This is a genomic window from Capnocytophaga sp. oral taxon 878, from assembly GCF_002999135.1.
Taxonomy (GTDB): domain Bacteria; phylum Bacteroidota; class Bacteroidia; order Flavobacteriales; family Flavobacteriaceae; genus Capnocytophaga.
Map to the genome: position 1 here is coordinate 2625513 of NZ_CP027229.1, position 16839 is coordinate 2642351.

17 protein-coding genes and 6 tRNA genes are annotated in these 16839 nt (G+C 38.7%); all 23 read right to left on the bottom strand.

The annotated features are described in order from the left end of the window. Positions 1-30: 30 nt before the first annotated feature. The 23 genes from C4H12_RS11890 to C4H12_RS12000 all read right to left on the bottom strand — a co-directional run bounded on the left by C4H12_RS11890 (position 31) and on the right by C4H12_RS12000 (position 16797). Positions 31-294 (bottom strand): SemiSWEET family transporter, encoded by a 264-nt coding sequence (locus C4H12_RS11890; protein WP_106099108.1) that lies wholly within the window; start codon positions 292-294, stop codon positions 31-33. A gap of 42 nt (positions 295-336) precedes the next feature. Next, positions 337-780, bottom strand: a complete 444-nt coding sequence (locus C4H12_RS11895; RefSeq protein ID WP_106099109.1) for an Rrf2 family transcriptional regulator — start codon at positions 778-780, stop codon at positions 337-339. 28 nt (positions 781-808) lie between these two features. Then, a complete protein-coding gene (locus C4H12_RS11900) occupies positions 809-1954 on the bottom strand; it encodes an acyl-CoA dehydrogenase family protein (protein ID WP_106099110.1) in 1146 nt (381 codons plus the stop codon). A gap of 139 nt (positions 1955-2093) precedes the next feature. Then, positions 2094-2858: a 23S rRNA (guanosine(2251)-2'-O)-methyltransferase RlmB gene (rlmB, locus tag C4H12_RS11905; protein ID WP_106099111.1), complete on the bottom strand. Its 765-nt coding sequence runs from the start codon at positions 2856-2858 to the stop codon at positions 2094-2096. A gap of 764 nt (positions 2859-3622) precedes the next feature. Further along, positions 3623-4549 carry a hypothetical protein gene (locus tag C4H12_RS11910; RefSeq protein WP_106099112.1) on the bottom strand — a complete coding sequence of 309 codons (927 nt, stop codon included), beginning with the start codon at positions 4547-4549 and terminating at the stop codon, positions 3623-3625. Positions 4550-4697: 148 nt separating this feature from the next. Beyond that, positions 4698-6467 (bottom strand): aminopeptidase P family protein, encoded by a 1770-nt coding sequence (locus C4H12_RS11915; protein ID WP_106099113.1) that lies wholly within the window; start codon positions 6465-6467, stop codon positions 4698-4700. Between the two features lie 121 nt (positions 6468-6588). Continuing rightward, positions 6589-6659: transfer RNA gene (locus C4H12_RS11920), tRNA-Trp, on the bottom strand. Between the two features lie 79 nt (positions 6660-6738). Further along, positions 6739-7926 (bottom strand): elongation factor Tu, encoded by a 1188-nt coding sequence (gene tuf / locus C4H12_RS11925; RefSeq protein ID WP_106099114.1) that lies wholly within the window; start codon positions 7924-7926, stop codon positions 6739-6741. A gap of 63 nt (positions 7927-7989) precedes the next feature. Next, positions 7990-8061: transfer RNA gene (locus C4H12_RS11930), tRNA-Thr, on the bottom strand. A 33-nt stretch (positions 8062-8094) separates the two neighbouring features. Beyond that, positions 8095-8167 (bottom strand) — tRNA-Gly (locus C4H12_RS11935). A 17-nt stretch (positions 8168-8184) separates the two neighbouring features. Then, positions 8185-8266, bottom strand: a tRNA-Tyr gene (locus C4H12_RS11940). A gap of 42 nt (positions 8267-8308) precedes the next feature. Next, positions 8309-8382, bottom strand: a tRNA-Thr gene (locus tag C4H12_RS11945). A 178-nt stretch (positions 8383-8560) separates the two neighbouring features. Continuing rightward, positions 8561-9490, bottom strand: coding sequence for a DUF3829 domain-containing protein (locus C4H12_RS11950; protein WP_106099115.1), 930 nt, complete (start codon positions 9488-9490; stop codon positions 8561-8563). Between the two features lies 1 nt (position 9491). Further along, the gene (locus C4H12_RS11955; RefSeq protein ID WP_106099116.1) at positions 9492-10424 is read right to left on the bottom strand and encodes a DUF3829 domain-containing protein; all 933 of its coding nucleotides are present in this window, start codon (positions 10422-10424) and stop codon (positions 9492-9494) included. Positions 10425-10695: 271 nt separating this feature from the next. Then, the gene (rfbD, locus tag C4H12_RS11960) at positions 10696-11538 is read right to left on the bottom strand and encodes a dTDP-4-dehydrorhamnose reductase (RefSeq protein WP_106099117.1); all 843 of its coding nucleotides are present in this window, start codon (positions 11536-11538) and stop codon (positions 10696-10698) included. Between the two features lie 18 nt (positions 11539-11556). Next, positions 11557-11769 carry a deoxynucleoside kinase gene (locus tag C4H12_RS11965; protein ID WP_106099118.1) on the bottom strand — a complete coding sequence of 71 codons (213 nt, stop codon included), beginning with the start codon at positions 11767-11769 and terminating at the stop codon, positions 11557-11559. 469 nt (positions 11770-12238) lie between these two features. Further along, positions 12239-12311: transfer RNA gene (locus C4H12_RS11970), tRNA-Phe, on the bottom strand. Positions 12312-12413: 102 nt separating this feature from the next. Further along, the gene (fbp, locus tag C4H12_RS11975) at positions 12414-13439 is read right to left on the bottom strand and encodes a class 1 fructose-bisphosphatase (RefSeq protein WP_106099119.1); all 1026 of its coding nucleotides are present in this window, start codon (positions 13437-13439) and stop codon (positions 12414-12416) included. A 172-nt stretch (positions 13440-13611) separates the two neighbouring features. Continuing rightward, positions 13612-14328, bottom strand: coding sequence for a pyridoxine 5'-phosphate synthase (locus C4H12_RS11980; protein WP_106099120.1), 717 nt, complete (start codon positions 14326-14328; stop codon positions 13612-13614). A gap of 20 nt (positions 14329-14348) precedes the next feature. After that, positions 14349-14846 carry a peptidase M23 gene (locus C4H12_RS11985; protein ID WP_106099121.1) on the bottom strand — a complete coding sequence of 166 codons (498 nt, stop codon included), beginning with the start codon at positions 14844-14846 and terminating at the stop codon, positions 14349-14351. Positions 14847-14868: 22 nt separating this feature from the next. Beyond that, a complete protein-coding gene (locus C4H12_RS11990; RefSeq protein WP_106099122.1) occupies positions 14869-15105 on the bottom strand; it encodes a NifU family protein in 237 nt (78 codons plus the stop codon). Between the two features lie 26 nt (positions 15106-15131). Beyond that, positions 15132-16259, bottom strand: coding sequence for an Mrp/NBP35 family ATP-binding protein (locus C4H12_RS11995; protein WP_106099123.1), 1128 nt, complete (start codon positions 16257-16259; stop codon positions 15132-15134). A 58-nt stretch (positions 16260-16317) separates the two neighbouring features. After that, positions 16318-16797, bottom strand: a complete 480-nt coding sequence (locus tag C4H12_RS12000; protein ID WP_106099124.1) for an S-ribosylhomocysteine lyase — start codon at positions 16795-16797, stop codon at positions 16318-16320. Between the last annotated feature and the right edge of the window lie 42 nt (positions 16798-16839).

Here is a 16839-nt window from a genome sequence, read left to right on the forward strand (position 1 = left end):
CTCTTGTAATATGTACAATATAATAACTCGTTATAACGCCGTTGCAAACGCTATAAGGCCAAATATAATACCTGGTGCATTCGCCAATGCCACAGGGATATCTCTTTTTGGCTTCTTCAACAGCCCGTATGTAACCCACAAAGCACAGTTAATCGCCGCTACAAGCGGTTGTATAGGGTTACCCTTATGCCCTGCAAGGTTATCAGCTATTTGCGGAATGTATGATACATACATTCCTATAGCAGTAGCAGTAGCTACCCAACTTAAGATAGTAAAGAATTTTCCATTTTCCATTTGTATTTATTTTATTTAAGTTTCTTCTTTCTATATTAGCCTTTAGTCTCTTGTTTCATTAACCAAAAAAGCCTCTTTATCCATTACCGATTTGGCAAACTCCATAATACTCTTGCTATTAAGCCCCTCTCTAAATGAGTCTCTAAAAGGCTGTGCTGCCGAATGTATAGGGCAAGGCTTCTCACTGGAGCACTCTCCAAAACCCATAGCACAGTTCACAAATTTGTCTCCCTCTCCTATCTGCTCTATCACCGTCATTAGTGGCGCCTTCTTCTCTTCATCCGAAAGCCAAAAACCTCCTCCCGGACCCTTATTAGAGCTTATAACACCCTTCCGCGCCAATGATTGCAATATCTTAGCCAAAAAAGGCAAAGGTATCTGCAATGCATCAGCCACTTCTTTCACTCCTACCTTCCTGCTTTCTTTTGAGTGGATAGCCAAATATAACACTGCGTTAATGGCATATATGCTTGAGTTTGATAACATCTCTTCTCTCTTTAGTTATTTAATATGATTACCCCAGCCTATCTATCTGTCTGCTAATCACTAATTTTTGTATCTCTGTAGTGCCCTCGCCTATAGTGCAAAGTTTAGAGTCACGGAAAAACTTCTCCACCGGGAAATCCTTCGTAAGTCCATATCCTCCGTGTATCTGTATCGCTTCAGTAGCCACACGCACACATACTTCCGAGCTGTACATCTTAGCCATTGCCCCCGAAAGGGTTACCGGTAATCCTTGGTTTCTCTGGTAAGCCGCCTTGTGCAATAATAATTCCGAAGCCTCAATCTCCGTAGCCATATCCGCCAGCTTAAAGCCTATCGCTTGCAAGTCTATCAGGCGCTTGCCAAACTGCATACGCTCTTTAGCATATTTCAACGAAGCCTCATAAGCCCCCCTTGCAATCCCCAAAGCCAAAGCCCCTATCGAGATACGTCCACTATCCAATATCTTCATTGCCTGAATAAAGCCTTCTCCTACCTCACCAAGCCTATTAGCATCCGGTATTCTACAATCCTGAAAAATCATCTCAGCCGTCTCACTGGCACGCATACCAAGTTTATTCTCCTTCTTTCCAGCACTAAAACCAGCCACACCACGCTCCACAGCAAAAGCCGTAATACCGTGCTTGTCGCCCTTTTCACCTGTTCTGGCAATCACCACAGCTAGCTCACCGCTAAGCCCGTGAGTAATGAAGTTCTTAGCACCATTCAGCACCCATTCATCTCCATCCTTCACAGCAGTAGTCGCCATACCGCCCGAGTCCGAACCCGTATTATGCTCCGTAATACCCCAAGCGCCTATCCATTCTCCCGAAGCCAGTTTAGGAAGCCATCGCTGCTTCTGCTCCTCATTACCAAAACTTAATATATGATTAGTACAAAGTGAATTATGCGCAGCAAGTGATAACCCTATCGAAGGGTCTACCTTTGATATCTCATCAATAATTACTATATAATCATGATAGTTCAACCCCGAACCACCATACATCTCAGGCACCAAAATACCCATAAAGCCCAGCTCTCCAGCCTTCTTAAATACCTCCACCGGAAACCTCTGCGCCTCATCCCACTCCATCACGTGCGGACGAATATATTTCTCGGCAAACTCTCTAGCCGCTTCAGCTACCATTAGCTGAGATTCAGAAAAACTAAAATTCATCTGTTATTTTCTTTTCCTATTATTCTAAGGTGCAAAAGTACAAATAATTTTTCAATGAACAATTAACAATACATAAATAACACAAAAAAGCTGCTCGGCATAACCACCCAGCAGCCTCCCTATAATATCTCACAACACCCTATCCTTCCAAATTCTGTCTCAATACCTCGTATAAAAATACACCACAAGCCACCGATACATTCAATGAACTAATATCCCCCACCATAGGCAGCTTAGCCCTGCTATCCACCACTTTAAGCACACTGCCTGATACCCCCACATCTTCAGCACCCATCACAATAGCCATAGGCACCCTACAATCCTCCTCATATACCAAGCGGTTAGTCTTCTCAGTAGCAGCCACTACCCTAATGCCACTACCCTGCAAGTAATACACAGCATCCACAAGGTTCTCCACCCTGCAGATAGGAACCCTAAATACCGCCCCAGCCGATGTCTTTACAGCATCCGCCGTAACACTCACACTCCCCCGTTTCGGAATAATAATGCCCGAAACACCCGTACATTCAGCCGTACGCACAATAGCACCAAAGTTCCGCACATCCGATAAGTGATCTAAAACCAAAAACAACGGACGCTTACCACTCTCTATAACCTCCATAACCAAGTTCTCAAAGTTGTAGTAATCCACCGCCGATAAGTTCGCCACCACCCCTTGATGGTTCTTCTTCGTAAGCCTATTGAGCTTCTCCACAGGCACGTACGATACAGCCACATCACCCGCCTCCAATAGCGGCAAAAGCTCCCTAAAAAGATCCCCACGTAAGCCCTTTTGTATAAAAACCTTATCAACAGTCTTACCCGCTCTTAGCGCCTCCATTAAGGCACGAATTCCGTATATTTGTGATTCTTGTTCTCTAAATTTTGATTCTTCTACTCTCATATTCAGTCTATAATGCCGCAAAGGTACATACATTTTATCAAAACAACAAAATTAAAGCAAAAAAATCACACCCCCACACCCCTCTTCCCCTATTTTCCTACTTCCTACCCCCTATCTCCTAACTCCTCTCATATCTCCTACGCCCTATCTCCTAACACCTCTCACACCTCCTACGCCCTATCTCCTGCCTCCTCTCACACCTCCTACTCCCTATCTCCTAACATCTCTCACATCTCCTACCCCCTATCTCCTAACTCCTATCCCCTAAATTGCGAATAATGCAAAATTCCCTTCCCCCTCTCTATCCTCTATCTCCTAACTCCTCTCCCCTAATAATCAGCCCTTTCCGCCCCACCCTCTTACCTCTTATCTCTTATCTTTTACCTACTTTAAACGAACCTATAACGAAGGATAAACGAACTATAAACGAAGGATAAACTTTACCTCCCTGATTTTCAGCCTTTCCATTCCCAAACTTTTACTTTATCAAATCCGCAACCAAATCCTCCAAATCTTACATTTTTCTCACCCTTTCTCCCTTTTCTCCCTATTTTTCTCAATTACTAATTCTCACTTCTCCTCCCACCCTCTTACCCCTTCTCTCTTATTCCTTCTCTCCCCCTCTTACCACTTTTCTCTTACCTAACAAGCACTAAGCTAAGCATCAAAGGCAATAGTAACTTTCCCCCCACCAAGTAACCCACAAAAAAAAGCAGCTGTACACTTAATGCGTACAGCTGCCTTTTAAAACAGAATATTATGTTCTAATAAGTAAAGCTCTTAGTTTTCACAGTGTTGCCACCTCTTTTCGTAACAGCGTTAAGAGGGTATTCCATTTTAAAATACTCATACGAAGTCTCCTCAGTATAATCCCTACCACTTATATTAGGATAAGTAACCTCCTCTTTAACCACATTACTCCTCGCATAATCCTTTTGCAAAAACACTTCAGGCTTAGTCAGCCTATCCGATGAAAGCAAGAATTTAGGGTTAGTCCTACCATCATACCTAAAAACACATTCACGAGTCTCACCATTAGCCGTCCTCGTATGTTTACGAATGAAAGAAGTCCCATACACACTCTCCACCAAGTATTTATCTACCGAAACAACAGTAGCACTACTTGTACTACCATTAGTAACCGTATATACACTACCTTTCACCTCAATCTCATTCTGTCCATAAGTGTAAGTCGCTACCTTATATACAGTCTCACCAGTAGCCATTTTCTCAGCCCTACTATGTTCTTGCAAGGTAAGTCCATTGTCATATCGGTAAGCATACTTCTCAATTATAGGCAAGTTAGGCGCACCTTCATTAAGAGTTGTTTTTTGCAGAAGCCTACCCCTACCATCATATTGGTCATACTTCACCACTCTTTTTTTAATATTATCCACCGTTACAACAGTTTCACTTGGCGAAGTACCATTGTACGAAGTCTCTTCCACAGTAGTAGTACCAGTAATCACTCCACTTCTCACAATAGCCGTATGCTTTTTCACAAGCCCATACTGAAGGCTCGCATACTCATAAAGATGTTCAGTGGTTAGCGTTTGTGTACCCATTTCGGGCAGCGTAGTCTCTACTATTTTATCAGCAAAATAAATAGTAGTCGTCTGGGGCTGATTGTCATCCTTGTTACAAGCCACCAATAAAGCCCCTGCTGTAAGTAATAAAAAAACTCTTCTCATTGTATATTAATTTTGAATATTTTCAAGGGAATTATAAATAATTAGCATCAAAAATCTTGCCAACAGAGCCTTTCCCCTTGCAAATAAGCACAAAAAAACAGCCCTTAGCGCTTGCTAAGGGCTGTTTCCAATATCTCAAAACAAATAACTATAAAGGTTTTACTAAGCTCAAGAACCACTCTTTTACTTCACCTTCCAATAACGGACCTATTTTCTCTTCACAAGTTTTGTGATAAGCATTAAGCCATTCACGTTCTTCATCTGTTAATAATGATACGTTAATACCCGAAGGCATAAACGGACAAAGGGTAAGAGTTTCAAAATCGTAGAAAGTACCAAACTCATTAGTAGTTACTTCCCGTACAGTAATAAGGTTCTCGTGTCTAATACCATACTTATTTTCAAGGTACACACCAGGCTCATCCGAGCATACCATACCAGCCAAAAGCACCTGCGGATTCAAGTCCTTACGAATATTCTGAGGGCCTTCATGTACATTCATAAAGCTACCCACTCCATGTCCAGTACCATGTCCATAGTCCTTATGGTTCTTCCAAAGAGCCATACGGGCATAAGCATCCAGTTGTACACCTCTAGTACCTTTAGGGAATTGTACCATAGCCAGCTGTATCATTCCTTTAAGTACCAAAGTACTGTCATCTATAAATTCTTCCGACACTTTTCCTAATGGGATAGTACGAGTAATATCAGTAGTACCTTCCAAGTATTGTCCACCCGAGTCTACCAAAATACTACCCTCAGCACGTACCTCTTTGCTACCATGTTCAGGAGCCGAATAGTGTACTATAGCTCCATTTCCTTCATACCCTATAATACTGCCAAAGCTTTCGCCTACAAAGTTCTTTCCTTTAGCACGGAAGTCTCTTAGCTTCCTGCCTATGCTATACTCAGTCATAGGTTCTTTCCCCACCTGATGAGTAAGCCAATAAAGGAATTTTACCATTGCAGCGCCATCACGTACCATTACAGTGCGGAAACCTTCTAATTCAGTAGCGTTTTTAACAGCTTTCATTAGGTTGCCAGGGGCTGGTGCTTGTACAATCTTATTTTCTTTTTGTAAAGCCTCAAAAATCGCCTGATTAGTGTTAGGGGCAAGAAGTATTGTGTTTCCTTTTATAGAGCTTAAATAAGTGTAAAAATCATCATAAGGACGGATGTTTACATTAGCTTTTGCCAGATGAGCTTCAACTTCAGGAGTTACTTTAGCTTTATCAACAAAAAGAGTAGCTTCCTTATCAGTAAGTGCAATATAACCTAAAAATACAGGGTTATAAGCCACATCACTACCACGAAGATTAAGTGTCCAAGCTACATCATCCAAAGCAGTAATAAGGTGTAGTGTAGTGTGATGAGTAGCCATTGCAGTACGAATAGCAGTTAGTTTATCACTCACCGTTTGCCCTGCCCATTTATCAGGGTGTACAAAAATCTGATGTAGTGGGTCTTTTTCACGGTTTGTCCAGATACTATCAATAAGAGGTTTGTGTACTAAGCTGATGTTATGAGCTGTAAGGGTTGTATGTAGTTTGTCCCAAGCTAAGTGTGAAGTAGCTAAAGTGTTTAGGGCTACAGTAGCTCCAGAAGAAAGTTCAGACACTAACCAGTCGGCATAATCAGGGGTGCCTTCTACACCATCTTTAAAAAGATCAATACCAGAACCTTTAAGTTCTATTCCCGATTGTACAAAATAACGAGAGTCTGTCCATAATCCAGCTTTGTTTTTGGTTACTACTACAAAGCCCGCCGAGCCTGTAAAGCCCGAAAGCCAAGCACGTTCTAACCATTCTTTAGGTAAATACTCACTAAGGTGAGGGTCAGCACTGAATACTACAAAAGCATCAATATTGCTTTCTTGCATTTTAGTGCGCAAAAGGGTTAATTTTTCAGGTGTATTCATTGTTTACAGTTTTGAATTCTACAGCGCAAAAGTACAATCTTTTTTTATACAAATCAAAATATTTTAAACAAAAAAAACTTTGCCAAAGCTGTAACACTTTGGCAAAGTTTCATTCGTTATGCACGGGTGGAGGGATTCGAACCCCCATCAACGGTTTTGGAGACCGCTATTCTACCCTTGAACTACACCCGTATTTTAAAAAAGTTTTGAGAGGATCCCCTCAAAACTTTTTCTATTAATTAACTATAATTCTGCAGTGTGAGAACTAGTATTAGTCAAGAATTTCAGTTACCTGACCAGCACCTACAGTACGACCACCTTCGCGGATAGCGAAACGAAGACCTACATTCAATGCGATAGGTTGTAACAATTCTACTTCGATAGTTACGTTATCACCTGGCATTACCATTTCAACACCTGCTTGTAGGTGGATAGTACCTGTAACGTCAGTAGTACGTACATAGAATTGAGGACGGTAATTGTTGTGGAATGGAGTGTGACGTCCACCTTCTTCTTTAGAAAGGATATACACCTCTGCTTTAAATTTAGCATGTGGAGTTACAGATCCTGGTTTGCAGATTACCATACCACGTTTAATATCTTTTTTATCAATACCACGAAGTAGTAGACCTACGTTGTCACCAGCTTCACCACGGTCAAGGATTTTGCGGAACATTTCAACCCCAGTAATAGTAGAAGTCAATTTTTCAGCACCCATACCGATGATTTCAACAGCTTCACCTGTTTTAGCTACACCTGTCTCAATACGACCTGTTGCTACAGTACCACGACCAGTGATAGTGAACACATCCTCAATAGGCATTAGGAATGGTTTATCAACATCACGAGTAGGAAGTTCTATATAGCTATCTACTGCATCCATAAGGGCGAGTACAGTATCAACCCATTTTTTCTCTCCATTAAGAGCACCAAGAGCTGAACCTTGGATGATAGGTGTGTTATCACCATCATATTGGTAAGAACTTAATAACTCACGCATTTCAAGCTCAACTAACTCTAGCAATTCAGGGTCGTCTACCATATCAACTTTGTTCATAAAAACAACGATACGAGGAATACCTACTTGGCGACCAAGAAGAATGTGCTCACGAGTTTGAGGCATTGGACCATCAGTAGCAGCAACAACTAGGATAGCACCATCCATTTGCGCAGCACCAGTAATCATATTCTTTACATAGTCAGCGTGACCAGGACAGTCAACGTGTGCATAGTGACGGGTTGCAGTTTGATATTCTACGTGTGAGGTATTAATGGTGATACCACGTTCTTTTTCTTCTGGGGCGTTATCGATTGAATCGAAGCTACGAACTTCTGAAAGACCTGCATCTGCTAATACTTTAGTGATAGCAGCTGTAAGGGTTGTTTTACCGTGATCCACGTGTCCAATAGTACCAATATTCAAGTGCGGTTTTGAACGATCAAATGTTTCTTTTGCCATTTTAAATAAATTTTAATCTTAGTTATATAAATGAGTGTTTGATGTGTGTACAAAGGTAAAAAGAGCTGATGACGAGATTTGAACTCGTGACCTCTTCCTTACCAAGGAAGTGCTCTACCCCTGAGCTACATCAGCTTTTGAAAAAGAAAATTTTATTTTAGGATATAGAGCGGGAGACGAGGTTCGAACTCGCGACATTCAGCTTGGAAGGCTGACGCTCTACCAACTGAGCTACTCCCGCGAAAAAATAGATAATAGTGGGAAGAGCAGGATTCGAACCTGCGAAGGTGTAACCAGCAGATTTACAGTCTGCCCTCGTTGGCCGCTTGAGTATCTTCCCAAATCAACATTTAAACCTATTAAATAATAAACTTTTAATTTGAGCCGGCAGAGGGATTCGAACCCACGACCCCGAGATTACAAATCACGTGCTCTGGCCAACTGAGCTATGCCGGCGGCTTGTACCTTTGTTTTCAGGGTGCAAAAGTATAACATTTTTTTTAATCTCCAAAATTTTTGGCATTTTTTTTTGCATTTTAAAAGTGGTTATTTTTTAAATGACTGGAAATCAATGTGTTTTATAGAGAAATTCTTTTGATTTATCTTCTTCAGTGAAGAGAATTTTTAGTATTAATTATCTTACAAAATTGTTGTAAGCAGTGATGAGTTGCCTATATTCACTCTTCAGATCAAGATAGTCACGGTTGTTAAAAGCTCTGTTTTTGTTAGCAGTACGGAGGAGTTTCCGAGCAGCACCTAAAAAAGAGGTAGCCCTTTTGTTGAAATTGTTAAAGTTACTTCTTTTATCATTAGCCTTTTTATTTACAGGTATATTCTTATTTATATTTAATTGGCTTTCAATAGCATTGTATTGAGTTTGTAGTTTAGTTTCATCATAAATGTTATTTTCAACTTCAGTAACTACTTCAGTAGTGAAATCATCAATGAGGGTTAATAGTTTTTTGCTTGAAAGAATATTTTCTTTAAGGGGGTGTTCTTCTAATAATTTTTCTTCAGCTTTAGTTACTATAGGTGTTATAATACTAAAAAGATTTTCTCCGCTTAGTTTGAAAAGTTTAGTTTCTTCTGATATTTTGTTTTTCAATATTTGTAGTTTTCTCCCGTTATCGTCTTTGTAATCTTCAGCGTCAATATAAGTTGTGAGGTCATCACAAAATGTAAGCGTGTTTTCGGCACTTTTTTTTATAATATTGAGCTGTTTTTCTACCTCATTAACCTTGTCACCAAATGTTGATGGTATTTTTAGAGAGGTCTGGTTACTACTTATAGAGAAAAAGGTAGGGTGAGAGGGTTTTATAGCAATCTCATTGTTTTTAACTTTTAGAACAAACTCTTCAGCTTTATCAAGATATTCTCTTACTTCAGTAATATAGTGTTCGTTATAATTTTTGTATAAACTTAAAGTATTATTATGAAAGTTGATAAGCTCACTGGCAGCTTCCTGTCCATTTTCATTTTTGGTGTTTTTTTTCTTACTGCTATTAGAGTTACAAGCTAAGAGCAATGTACTCATAATTGCTAATACAAGGATAATTTTTTTCATTTTAATCAACAAAAGTATTATAAGAGTTAATTATTTGGTTGTAATAGGATGATACTTCTTGGTAATCTCTCTCAGAGAACTCATTAGTATTACTGGAGTTGCGCATTAGTTTCCGAGCAGGCCCAAGAAAACTCTCTATAGATTGGTTGAAATAGTTAAAGCTGCTTTTTTTCTTCGCAAAATTATCATCTTTTATAGTAAGTTTTTGACTTTTAGATGATAGATTTTCTAATTCGTTATAAAGAGATTGTAATTTTTCTTGATTTATAATATCATTTTGAGCTTGTAGCTCAACTTCGCTTATAAAGTTGTCAACTTGTGCTATTATTTTTTTGGCACTTATAATATGTTCTTTTAGCGGATGATCTTCCAAGATGTTCTCTTCTGCCTGCTGAACAATAGGGCTCATTGCCTCAAAAAGTATTTTGGCATTAGCGTTAAAATGTTCTACTTGTATAGTTGCTTTAGCTTTGTTGTCTTGTAATTTTTTGCCTTTATCATCAAAATAATCTTCAGCATCAAGATATAATGTAATTTCGTCAATTAGTTCATACATAACATTTGCACTTCTTCTTATTTCTTGAAAAGCGTTTTGTATTAATTCTTGTTTATCAGTGAAACCTTTAGGAGCTGAATCTATTTTTTTATGAGGAGCTATTATTACATGGATTGGTTTGATAGGCTTGATAGTAGGCACACCTGCTATCTTTTTTGTGATAAACTCTTCAGCTTTGTCAAAGTAATTAATGCCCTTGGTGATGTATGAGTTATTATAAGTTTTGTAGGCTTCTAAGACATTATTGTAGTAGGTTATTATATCATTATTTTCTTCAAGATTGCTGCCTAACTTGCTAAAAGGGTTCTTTCCATTATTGGTGTTGCAACTAGTAAAGAGAGTCGTTACAACCATAATTATTAAAGATATTTTTTTCATAATATTCTTTCATATTAATGTGTTAATGAAAACTAGTATAATATATTTTTTAGTACTTGCTACTTTATTATATAGCAATAAAAGCCTAACTCTGAAAAAGAGTAAAGGCTTTTGTAATAAAGTTGTTTTGTTTAAAAGTTGTAAACTGCTTATGAATTGAGTGTTGTTCTTAATATAATATTGTGTTTACTAACTAAAAAGATTTTTTTAGTAAAGAGGTTGGAAAAATAATTGTGTTGGGTTTAGTCTTTGTTAAGATTAAATCAGCTTTTTAAATATTAGGAAGAAGGCTATCTTTCCAGTATGGAATTACATATCCAAAATCATTTTTGAGCTTGGTTTTGTCCAATACTGAATATGCTGGGCGAGTTACTTTGCTAGGAAATTCAGTTGACCTACATGGCAAAACCTTACAATTATTACCTGATAAACGTACTATTTCAGTAGCAAAATCAAACCAAGAACATACTCCTTCTTCAGAAAAGTGGTATGTCTCACGCTTGCCTTTATACCAATTATTTTCTATTGCTTGTACTATAAAGTTCGCTAAGGTAGCTGCATTGGTAGGAGTGCCTACTTGATCAAAAACTACCTTTAGCTCGGTGCGCTCAGCGCTAAGGCGCTGAATAGTTTTTACAAAGTTGTGACCAAAACGCAATGAGTATAACCAAGCGGTACGTATGATAAGGTGTTCAATGCCCGTTTGCTGTATAGCCTCTTCACCAGCTCGCTTAGTGCGTCCATACACACCTAAGGGTTTTGTAATATCGGTTTCAGTGTAGGGCGTATTATTAGTGCCTCCAAAAACATAGTCGGTGGAGATGTGAATTAGCGGGATAGCAACTTCCTTGCATACTGCAGCCAAGTGTGCTACTGCTGTATGGTTAATAGCCTCACAAAGAGCAATGTCTTCTTCTGCCTTATCTACATTAGTGTAGGCGGCGCAATTAACGATAAGCCCAATGTTGTTTTGAGTCACATATTCAGCAATAGCAGCTTTCTGGGTAATGTCTAATACATCGGCATCGGTAAAGAAATACTGCTGCTTACGCAAAGCATTCGCTTGTATTTCAGAACCTAATTGTCCGTTGGCTCCTGTAACTAATATGTTCATTATTAGTAACTAAAAAAATTAGTAACTAAAACTAAAAGCGTTGGCATTTACAGTTTGCCCTACCGCAAATTTATTGAACATACGAGCTACATCACCTCTGTATTTTTCAGGTACAGCGTTGCCATAAGTATTGTATAGCTGTACAAATTTTTGTTTCAAATCAGGGGTTACTTCAGTGTTGAAGTTCTCCATATACAAGATTTGTTCTACTAGTTTTACAAATTCTTCCATAGTTTCTTATTTTATAAATGATTAAATATTATTTACTTTTCCGCTGCAAAAGTACGAATAAAATTAATACCGGCAAGTAATAGTTATTAATAAAAATCAACACGCTATTAACAGAGTTATCAACAACTTGTTGTTTTTGGCCTTATAGTTATATTTACATCGTAAATAACTTTTTATAATATTCCTCGTGTTATTGCATTGATAAGGAGTTTCAAAAGTTTTAAAAGACTTATACCTAAGAGTTGCTAAAAAATTAGATAACTTTATAATTATTACCCTTAAAGTATATAACACATTGCCTAGCCACTGCCTCTAAAGTTATTGGCTAAGTGCATTGCTTATTTTAAAGAAAGTAGTAGAAGATAATTTGGATGCAACATGAAAAAACAAAAACCCCAGTATTTACTGAGGCTCTTGCAATTCCTAATCCTTAAAAATATGAAAAATTTCCTCTATGAAGAAGATCTCGTGGTACCTCCAGGAATCGAACCAGGGACACAAGGATTTTCAGTCCTTTGCTCTACCAACTGAGCTAAGGTACCAGTTGTTTTATTATTACGGGTGCAAAAGTACTACTTTTTTTGAAACCTGCAAAAAAAATAACAACTTTTTTGTAGGTTTTTTATAACTTTTTTTATAACTATCTAATATTCAGGATTCTCATAAGGATATTTTTTCATAAATTCTTCTGCTTTTTTTACCATATTTTCTGATCCGCAGAAGAAAGGAACCCGCTGATGTAGCTTTGTGGGTAGGATATCCATAATGCGAGTATAACCATCAGAGGCTTTGCCACCGGCTTGTTCTGTTAAGAAAGCCATAGGGTTGCATTCATATAGTAATCTTAACTTACCTTGGGGGGTACGGGTACCTTGTGGGTAGATGTAGATACCTCCTTTTAGCATATTGCGATGAAAATCGGAGACTAATGAGCCAATGTAACGTGAGGTGTAAGGGCGATCACCTTCCAAGGCTTGGCAATATTTAATGTAATCTTTCACCCCTTGAGGGAAGTGCACATAATTTCCTTCATTAATGGAATAAATAGAGCCGTCCTTTGGGAATTGCATGTTGGGATGAGATAGATAATAAGTACCTATTGAGGGGTCAAGAGTGAAACCATTCACACCATGTCCTGTAGTGTACACAAGCATGGTAGAGAGTCCATAGACTACATAACCTGCTGCTACTTGCTTATGGCCAGGTTGTAAAAAATCGGTTAACTGTACAGGGGAGCCTACAGGAGTTATACGTTTGTAAATAGAAAAGATAGTGCCTACAGTAACATTCACATCGGCATTACTAGAGCCATCTAAAGGATCAATAAGTACTACATATTTGCTATTGGGGCTTTTTTCAGAATTAGTGATTGGGATGAAGGACTCATTTTCTTCTGAGGCTATCCCACAAACAACATCGCGCTGGGTAAGGGCGCGGATAAAAAGGTCGTTAGCAAAAACATCTAATTTTTTTTGCACTTCGCCCTGTACATTCTCTTGTCCCATATCCCCTAGGATATCTTCTACTAGTCCGGCTTTATTTACTTCACGGTTTACCAGCTTAGAGGCTAACTTAATAGCACTTAATAATCGGGAGAGTTCTCCGGTAGAGTGTTGGAAGTCCTGCTGGTTTTGGATGATGAACTCTCCTAAGGTTTGATGTGTTTTCATAAGGATTTAATTTACTAATAGATTTGTGTACTGATATTTTTTACTTTGGTAAAAATCTGTTTTTACTATCCTTCCCAACATACCCAGCTGTGCAGCTCATCAATTATCTTTCGATAAGTAGGATAAAAGAAAATCCTATTTGAATTCAAACAGGATTTCAGATCTATTTTGCCTAATTAGCTAATTTGTTTAGGTATAATTGTATAACATTCTCTAACCCTAAATAGAGGGCTTCACAGATGAGGGCGTGTCCTATCGATACTTCTAACAGATTGGGTATGTTATCTTTGAAGTATTTTATATTCTCCAAACTCAAATCATGCCCTGCATTTAGACCCAAACCTACGCGTTGGGCTTGAAGGGCAGCAGCTACATAAGGTGCTATACCATCTTTATTGCCTTTAGCGTACTCGGTTGCATAACTTTCGGTGTATAGTTCAACACGATCGGTACCAGTAATGGCAGCAGCAGCCACCATCTCCTCAGTAGGATCAACAAATAAGGAGGTACGAATACCATTGCGTTTGAATTCGGTTACTACCTCGGTAAGGAAGTCTTTATGTTTTATGGTGTTCCAGCCTGCGTTAGAGGTTATAGCATCTTCAGCATCAGGCACAAGAGTTACTTGGGTAGGTTTTACTTGTAATACCAAATCAATAAATTTAGGAACGGGGTTCCCTTCAATATTGTATTCAGTAGTTACTACTTTTAGTAAGTCAAAGGCATCTTGGTAGCGTATGTGTCGCTCATCAGGACGAGGGTGAATAGTAATTCCCTCGGCACCAAATTGTTGAGCATCAGCAGCTACTTGTAACAGGTTAGGCATATTACCCCCGCGGGCATTGCGAAGGGTAGCTATTTTATTAATATTTACACTTAATTTTGTCATTGTTCTAATAAAGATATTTTTTAATGTAAGCTATCTCTGTGAGCTTCTTCTTGTTCTACTTCTCGCCGAAGCAAAGAGTCTCTTCCATTAGGGGTTACCCTATAAGCTTTAGGGTCATACTGCGGATTAGAGATATTAAAGCCCTCAGCAGGTTCTTTATCATCTTGAGGTTTGATATTGCCCACCAATACTTTTTTAATTGAGGCAAGGTAAGCATCATTATCTTGTATTTTCTGCTGAAGAGAATCTACTTTAAATAGTAAGTTTAGTGTTTCGCGTTTATTCTCTACCGCTGTATAACCTAAAATATATTGCCTAAGGGGCGAATATATGATAAGTACAGTAGTGAGGCTTATTAGTATGAAAGCAAAGAGAGAACCAAATACAAATATATTCATTCGGCTTAGCCGGAATGAACTTTTCTCTTCAAAAGTATCATCGTCCATTACTACTAAGCGGTATTTGCTCAGCCATTTGCGTTTCCAGTATTCTCTTCTTGTTTCTTTATTTGTTGTCATAATCACTATTTGTTATGAATCATCAAACGCTAATTACCTTTTCTATTTGCGGCACAAATTCTTTAACGGTCATTTCTACCCCACTTTTTAGGGTAAGCTGGTTTACACTACAATTTGTACAAGTGCCTTCCAATCGCACTTTTACTATTTTGTCGTCTTCTATATCCACCAAAGTAATATCGCCACCATCATTCTGCAGATATGGGCGTATCCTATCTAAGGCTTTTATTACTTCATTTTTTACTTCTTCTGAATTCATTGTTGTTACTTATAGTCTGTTACTTATTATTTGTTACCTGAGCTGCAGCCTGTTGTATTTGTAATTTTAATTGCTTCAGTAGGAGGGAGGGTTTCACTGCGTGCTGTTACACTTTTCACTACTTCTTTAGCCAATTGGGTAAAAGCAGCAGCTTGTATGCTACCTTCTTCAAGGGCTATAGGCTTGCCACTATCACCTGCCTCACAGATGCCTTGTACTAAAGGTATTTCACCTAAGAAAGGCACCTTTAATTCTTCTGCCAAGCTCTTAGCTCCTTCTTTGCCAAAAATGTAATATTTGTTATTAGGCAATTCTGCAGGTGTAAAATACGCCATATTCTCTACAATACCCAATACAGGTACATTAATATTCTCTTGTTGGAACATAGCTACCCCTCTTCTTGCATCAGCAAGGGCTATTTTCTGTGGGGTACTTACCACTACTGCCCCTGTAATAGGAAGTGCTTGCATAATGCTTAGGTGTATATCTCCTGTTCCTGGAGGCAGGTCAATAAGTAAGAAATCTAATTCGCCCCAATATGATTCAAAAATAAGCTGATTCAGTGCTTTGGCAGCCATAGGGCCTCGCCATATTACAGCTTGGTTTGCATTGGTAAAGAAGCCTATTGATAAGGTTTTTACCCCATAGCTTTCTACCGGTTGTATGTATGATTTATCATCTACCCCTACCGATTTTGGTCTCTCTTCTGCTACTCCTAGCATCATAGGGATTGAAGGCCCATATACATCGGCATCAAGTAACCCTACTTTAAAGCCCATTTTAGCCAATGAAACAGCCAAATTAGCTGTAACAGTGCTTTTCCCTACGCCACCTTTTCCTGAGGCTACTGCTATAATATGTTGGATACCAGGTATAGGTTTCCCTTTTATTTCTGGCACTTCGGGTACTATTACTTTTACATTTACTACCACTTTGGCTTTCTCATTCACCTCTCCGTGGATAGCTTTCATTACTTCCACTTCAGTGCGTTTCTTGGCTTGCATACTGGGGTTATTAATCACCACATCCACCACCACTTCATCACCAAATACAACTATGTTTTGTACAGCCCCACTATCAACCATATTTTTCCCTTCACCAGGTGAGGTTATTTTGCGCAAGGCTTCTAATATGTCTTTTTTCTGAATATTCATCTTTTAGTTATCATAAATAGAAATAAATAAAACCTTTATGTAAGTCATAATCGTTTTATTATTTAGGGTAATTCAAGTTTTTGTCAGTAAGTTTGTAAAGGGTTTCTTCCAAATACTTCTTTGCTTCATACTTCGCCATTGGCAGGTTGTTATTGTAATAATTACCACATTCCAAAGCCGATGCCCCTGGTATCTCTCCCTCAAATGATGCTATGTATTCAAAAAGTTTAGTGATAAGAGGCGCTATATCTCCAGAGGTGTAATCCCCCGCCAATATAAGGTAGTTACCCGTCATGCACCCCATAGGGCCCCAGTATATAATCTTATCTTTCCACTCAGCATTATTGCGTAACCACGTAGCGGCAAGGTGCTCAATAGTGTGTATCTCAGGGCTCCCCAGTACAGGTTCTCTATACGGTAACTTCATCCTAATATCAAATGAAGTAAGTACTTCTTTCCCTACATAGTCCTTGCGTGATACATAAATACCACGCTCTAGTTTCAAGTGGTCTATACAAAAACTTGCAATTCTTTCCATCTGTTTGTCTTTTTCTTACTATATAACGCTTGCCTGTCCAAT

What these genes read in the sequence shown, in the direction of transcription:
- C4H12_RS11890 (WP_106099108.1), bottom strand. Translation starts at nt 294, where the DNA reads ATGGAAAATGGAAAATTCTTTACTATCTTAAGTTGGGTAGCTACTGCT.
- C4H12_RS11895 (WP_106099109.1), bottom strand. Translation starts at nt 780, where the DNA reads ATGTTATCAAACTCAAGCATATATGCCATTAACGCAGTGTTATATTTG.
- C4H12_RS11900 (WP_106099110.1), bottom strand. Translation starts at nt 1,954, where the DNA reads ATGAATTTTAGTTTTTCTGAATCTCAGCTAATGGTAGCTGAAGCGGCT.
- rlmB (WP_106099111.1), bottom strand. Translation starts at nt 2,858, where the DNA reads ATGAGAGTAGAAGAATCAAAATTTAGAGAACAAGAATCACAAATATAC.
- C4H12_RS11910 (WP_106099112.1), bottom strand. Translation starts at nt 4,549, where the DNA reads ATGAGAAGAGTTTTTTTATTACTTACAGCAGGGGCTTTATTGGTGGCT.
- C4H12_RS11915 (WP_106099113.1), bottom strand. Translation starts at nt 6,467, where the DNA reads ATGAATACACCTGAAAAATTAACCCTTTTGCGCACTAAAATGCAAGAA.
- tuf (WP_106099114.1), bottom strand. Translation starts at nt 7,926, where the DNA reads ATGGCAAAAGAAACATTTGATCGTTCAAAACCGCACTTGAATATTGGT.
- C4H12_RS11950 (WP_106099115.1), bottom strand. Translation starts at nt 9,490, where the DNA reads ATGAAAAAAATTATCCTTGTATTAGCAATTATGAGTACATTGCTCTTA.
- C4H12_RS11955 (WP_106099116.1), bottom strand. Translation starts at nt 10,424, where the DNA reads ATGAAAAAAATATCTTTAATAATTATGGTTGTAACGACTCTCTTTACT.
- rfbD (WP_106099117.1), bottom strand. Translation starts at nt 11,538, where the DNA reads ATGAACATATTAGTTACAGGAGCCAACGGACAATTAGGTTCTGAAATA.
- C4H12_RS11965 (WP_106099118.1), bottom strand. Translation starts at nt 11,769, where the DNA reads ATGGAAGAATTTGTAAAACTAGTAGAACAAATCTTGTATATGGAGAAC.
- fbp (WP_106099119.1), bottom strand. Translation starts at nt 13,439, where the DNA reads ATGAAAACACATCAAACCTTAGGAGAGTTCATCATCCAAAACCAGCAG.
- C4H12_RS11980 (WP_106099120.1), bottom strand. Translation starts at nt 14,328, where the DNA reads ATGACAAAATTAAGTGTAAATATTAATAAAATAGCTACCCTTCGCAAT.
- C4H12_RS11985 (WP_106099121.1), bottom strand. Translation starts at nt 14,846, where the DNA reads ATGACAACAAATAAAGAAACAAGAAGAGAATACTGGAAACGCAAATGG.
- C4H12_RS11990 (WP_106099122.1), bottom strand. Translation starts at nt 15,105, where the DNA reads ATGAATTCAGAAGAAGTAAAAAATGAAGTAATAAAAGCCTTAGATAGG.
- C4H12_RS11995 (WP_106099123.1), bottom strand. Translation starts at nt 16,259, where the DNA reads ATGAATATTCAGAAAAAAGACATATTAGAAGCCTTGCGCAAAATAACC.
- C4H12_RS12000 (WP_106099124.1), bottom strand. Translation starts at nt 16,797, where the DNA reads ATGGAAAGAATTGCAAGTTTTTGTATAGACCACTTGAAACTAGAGCGT.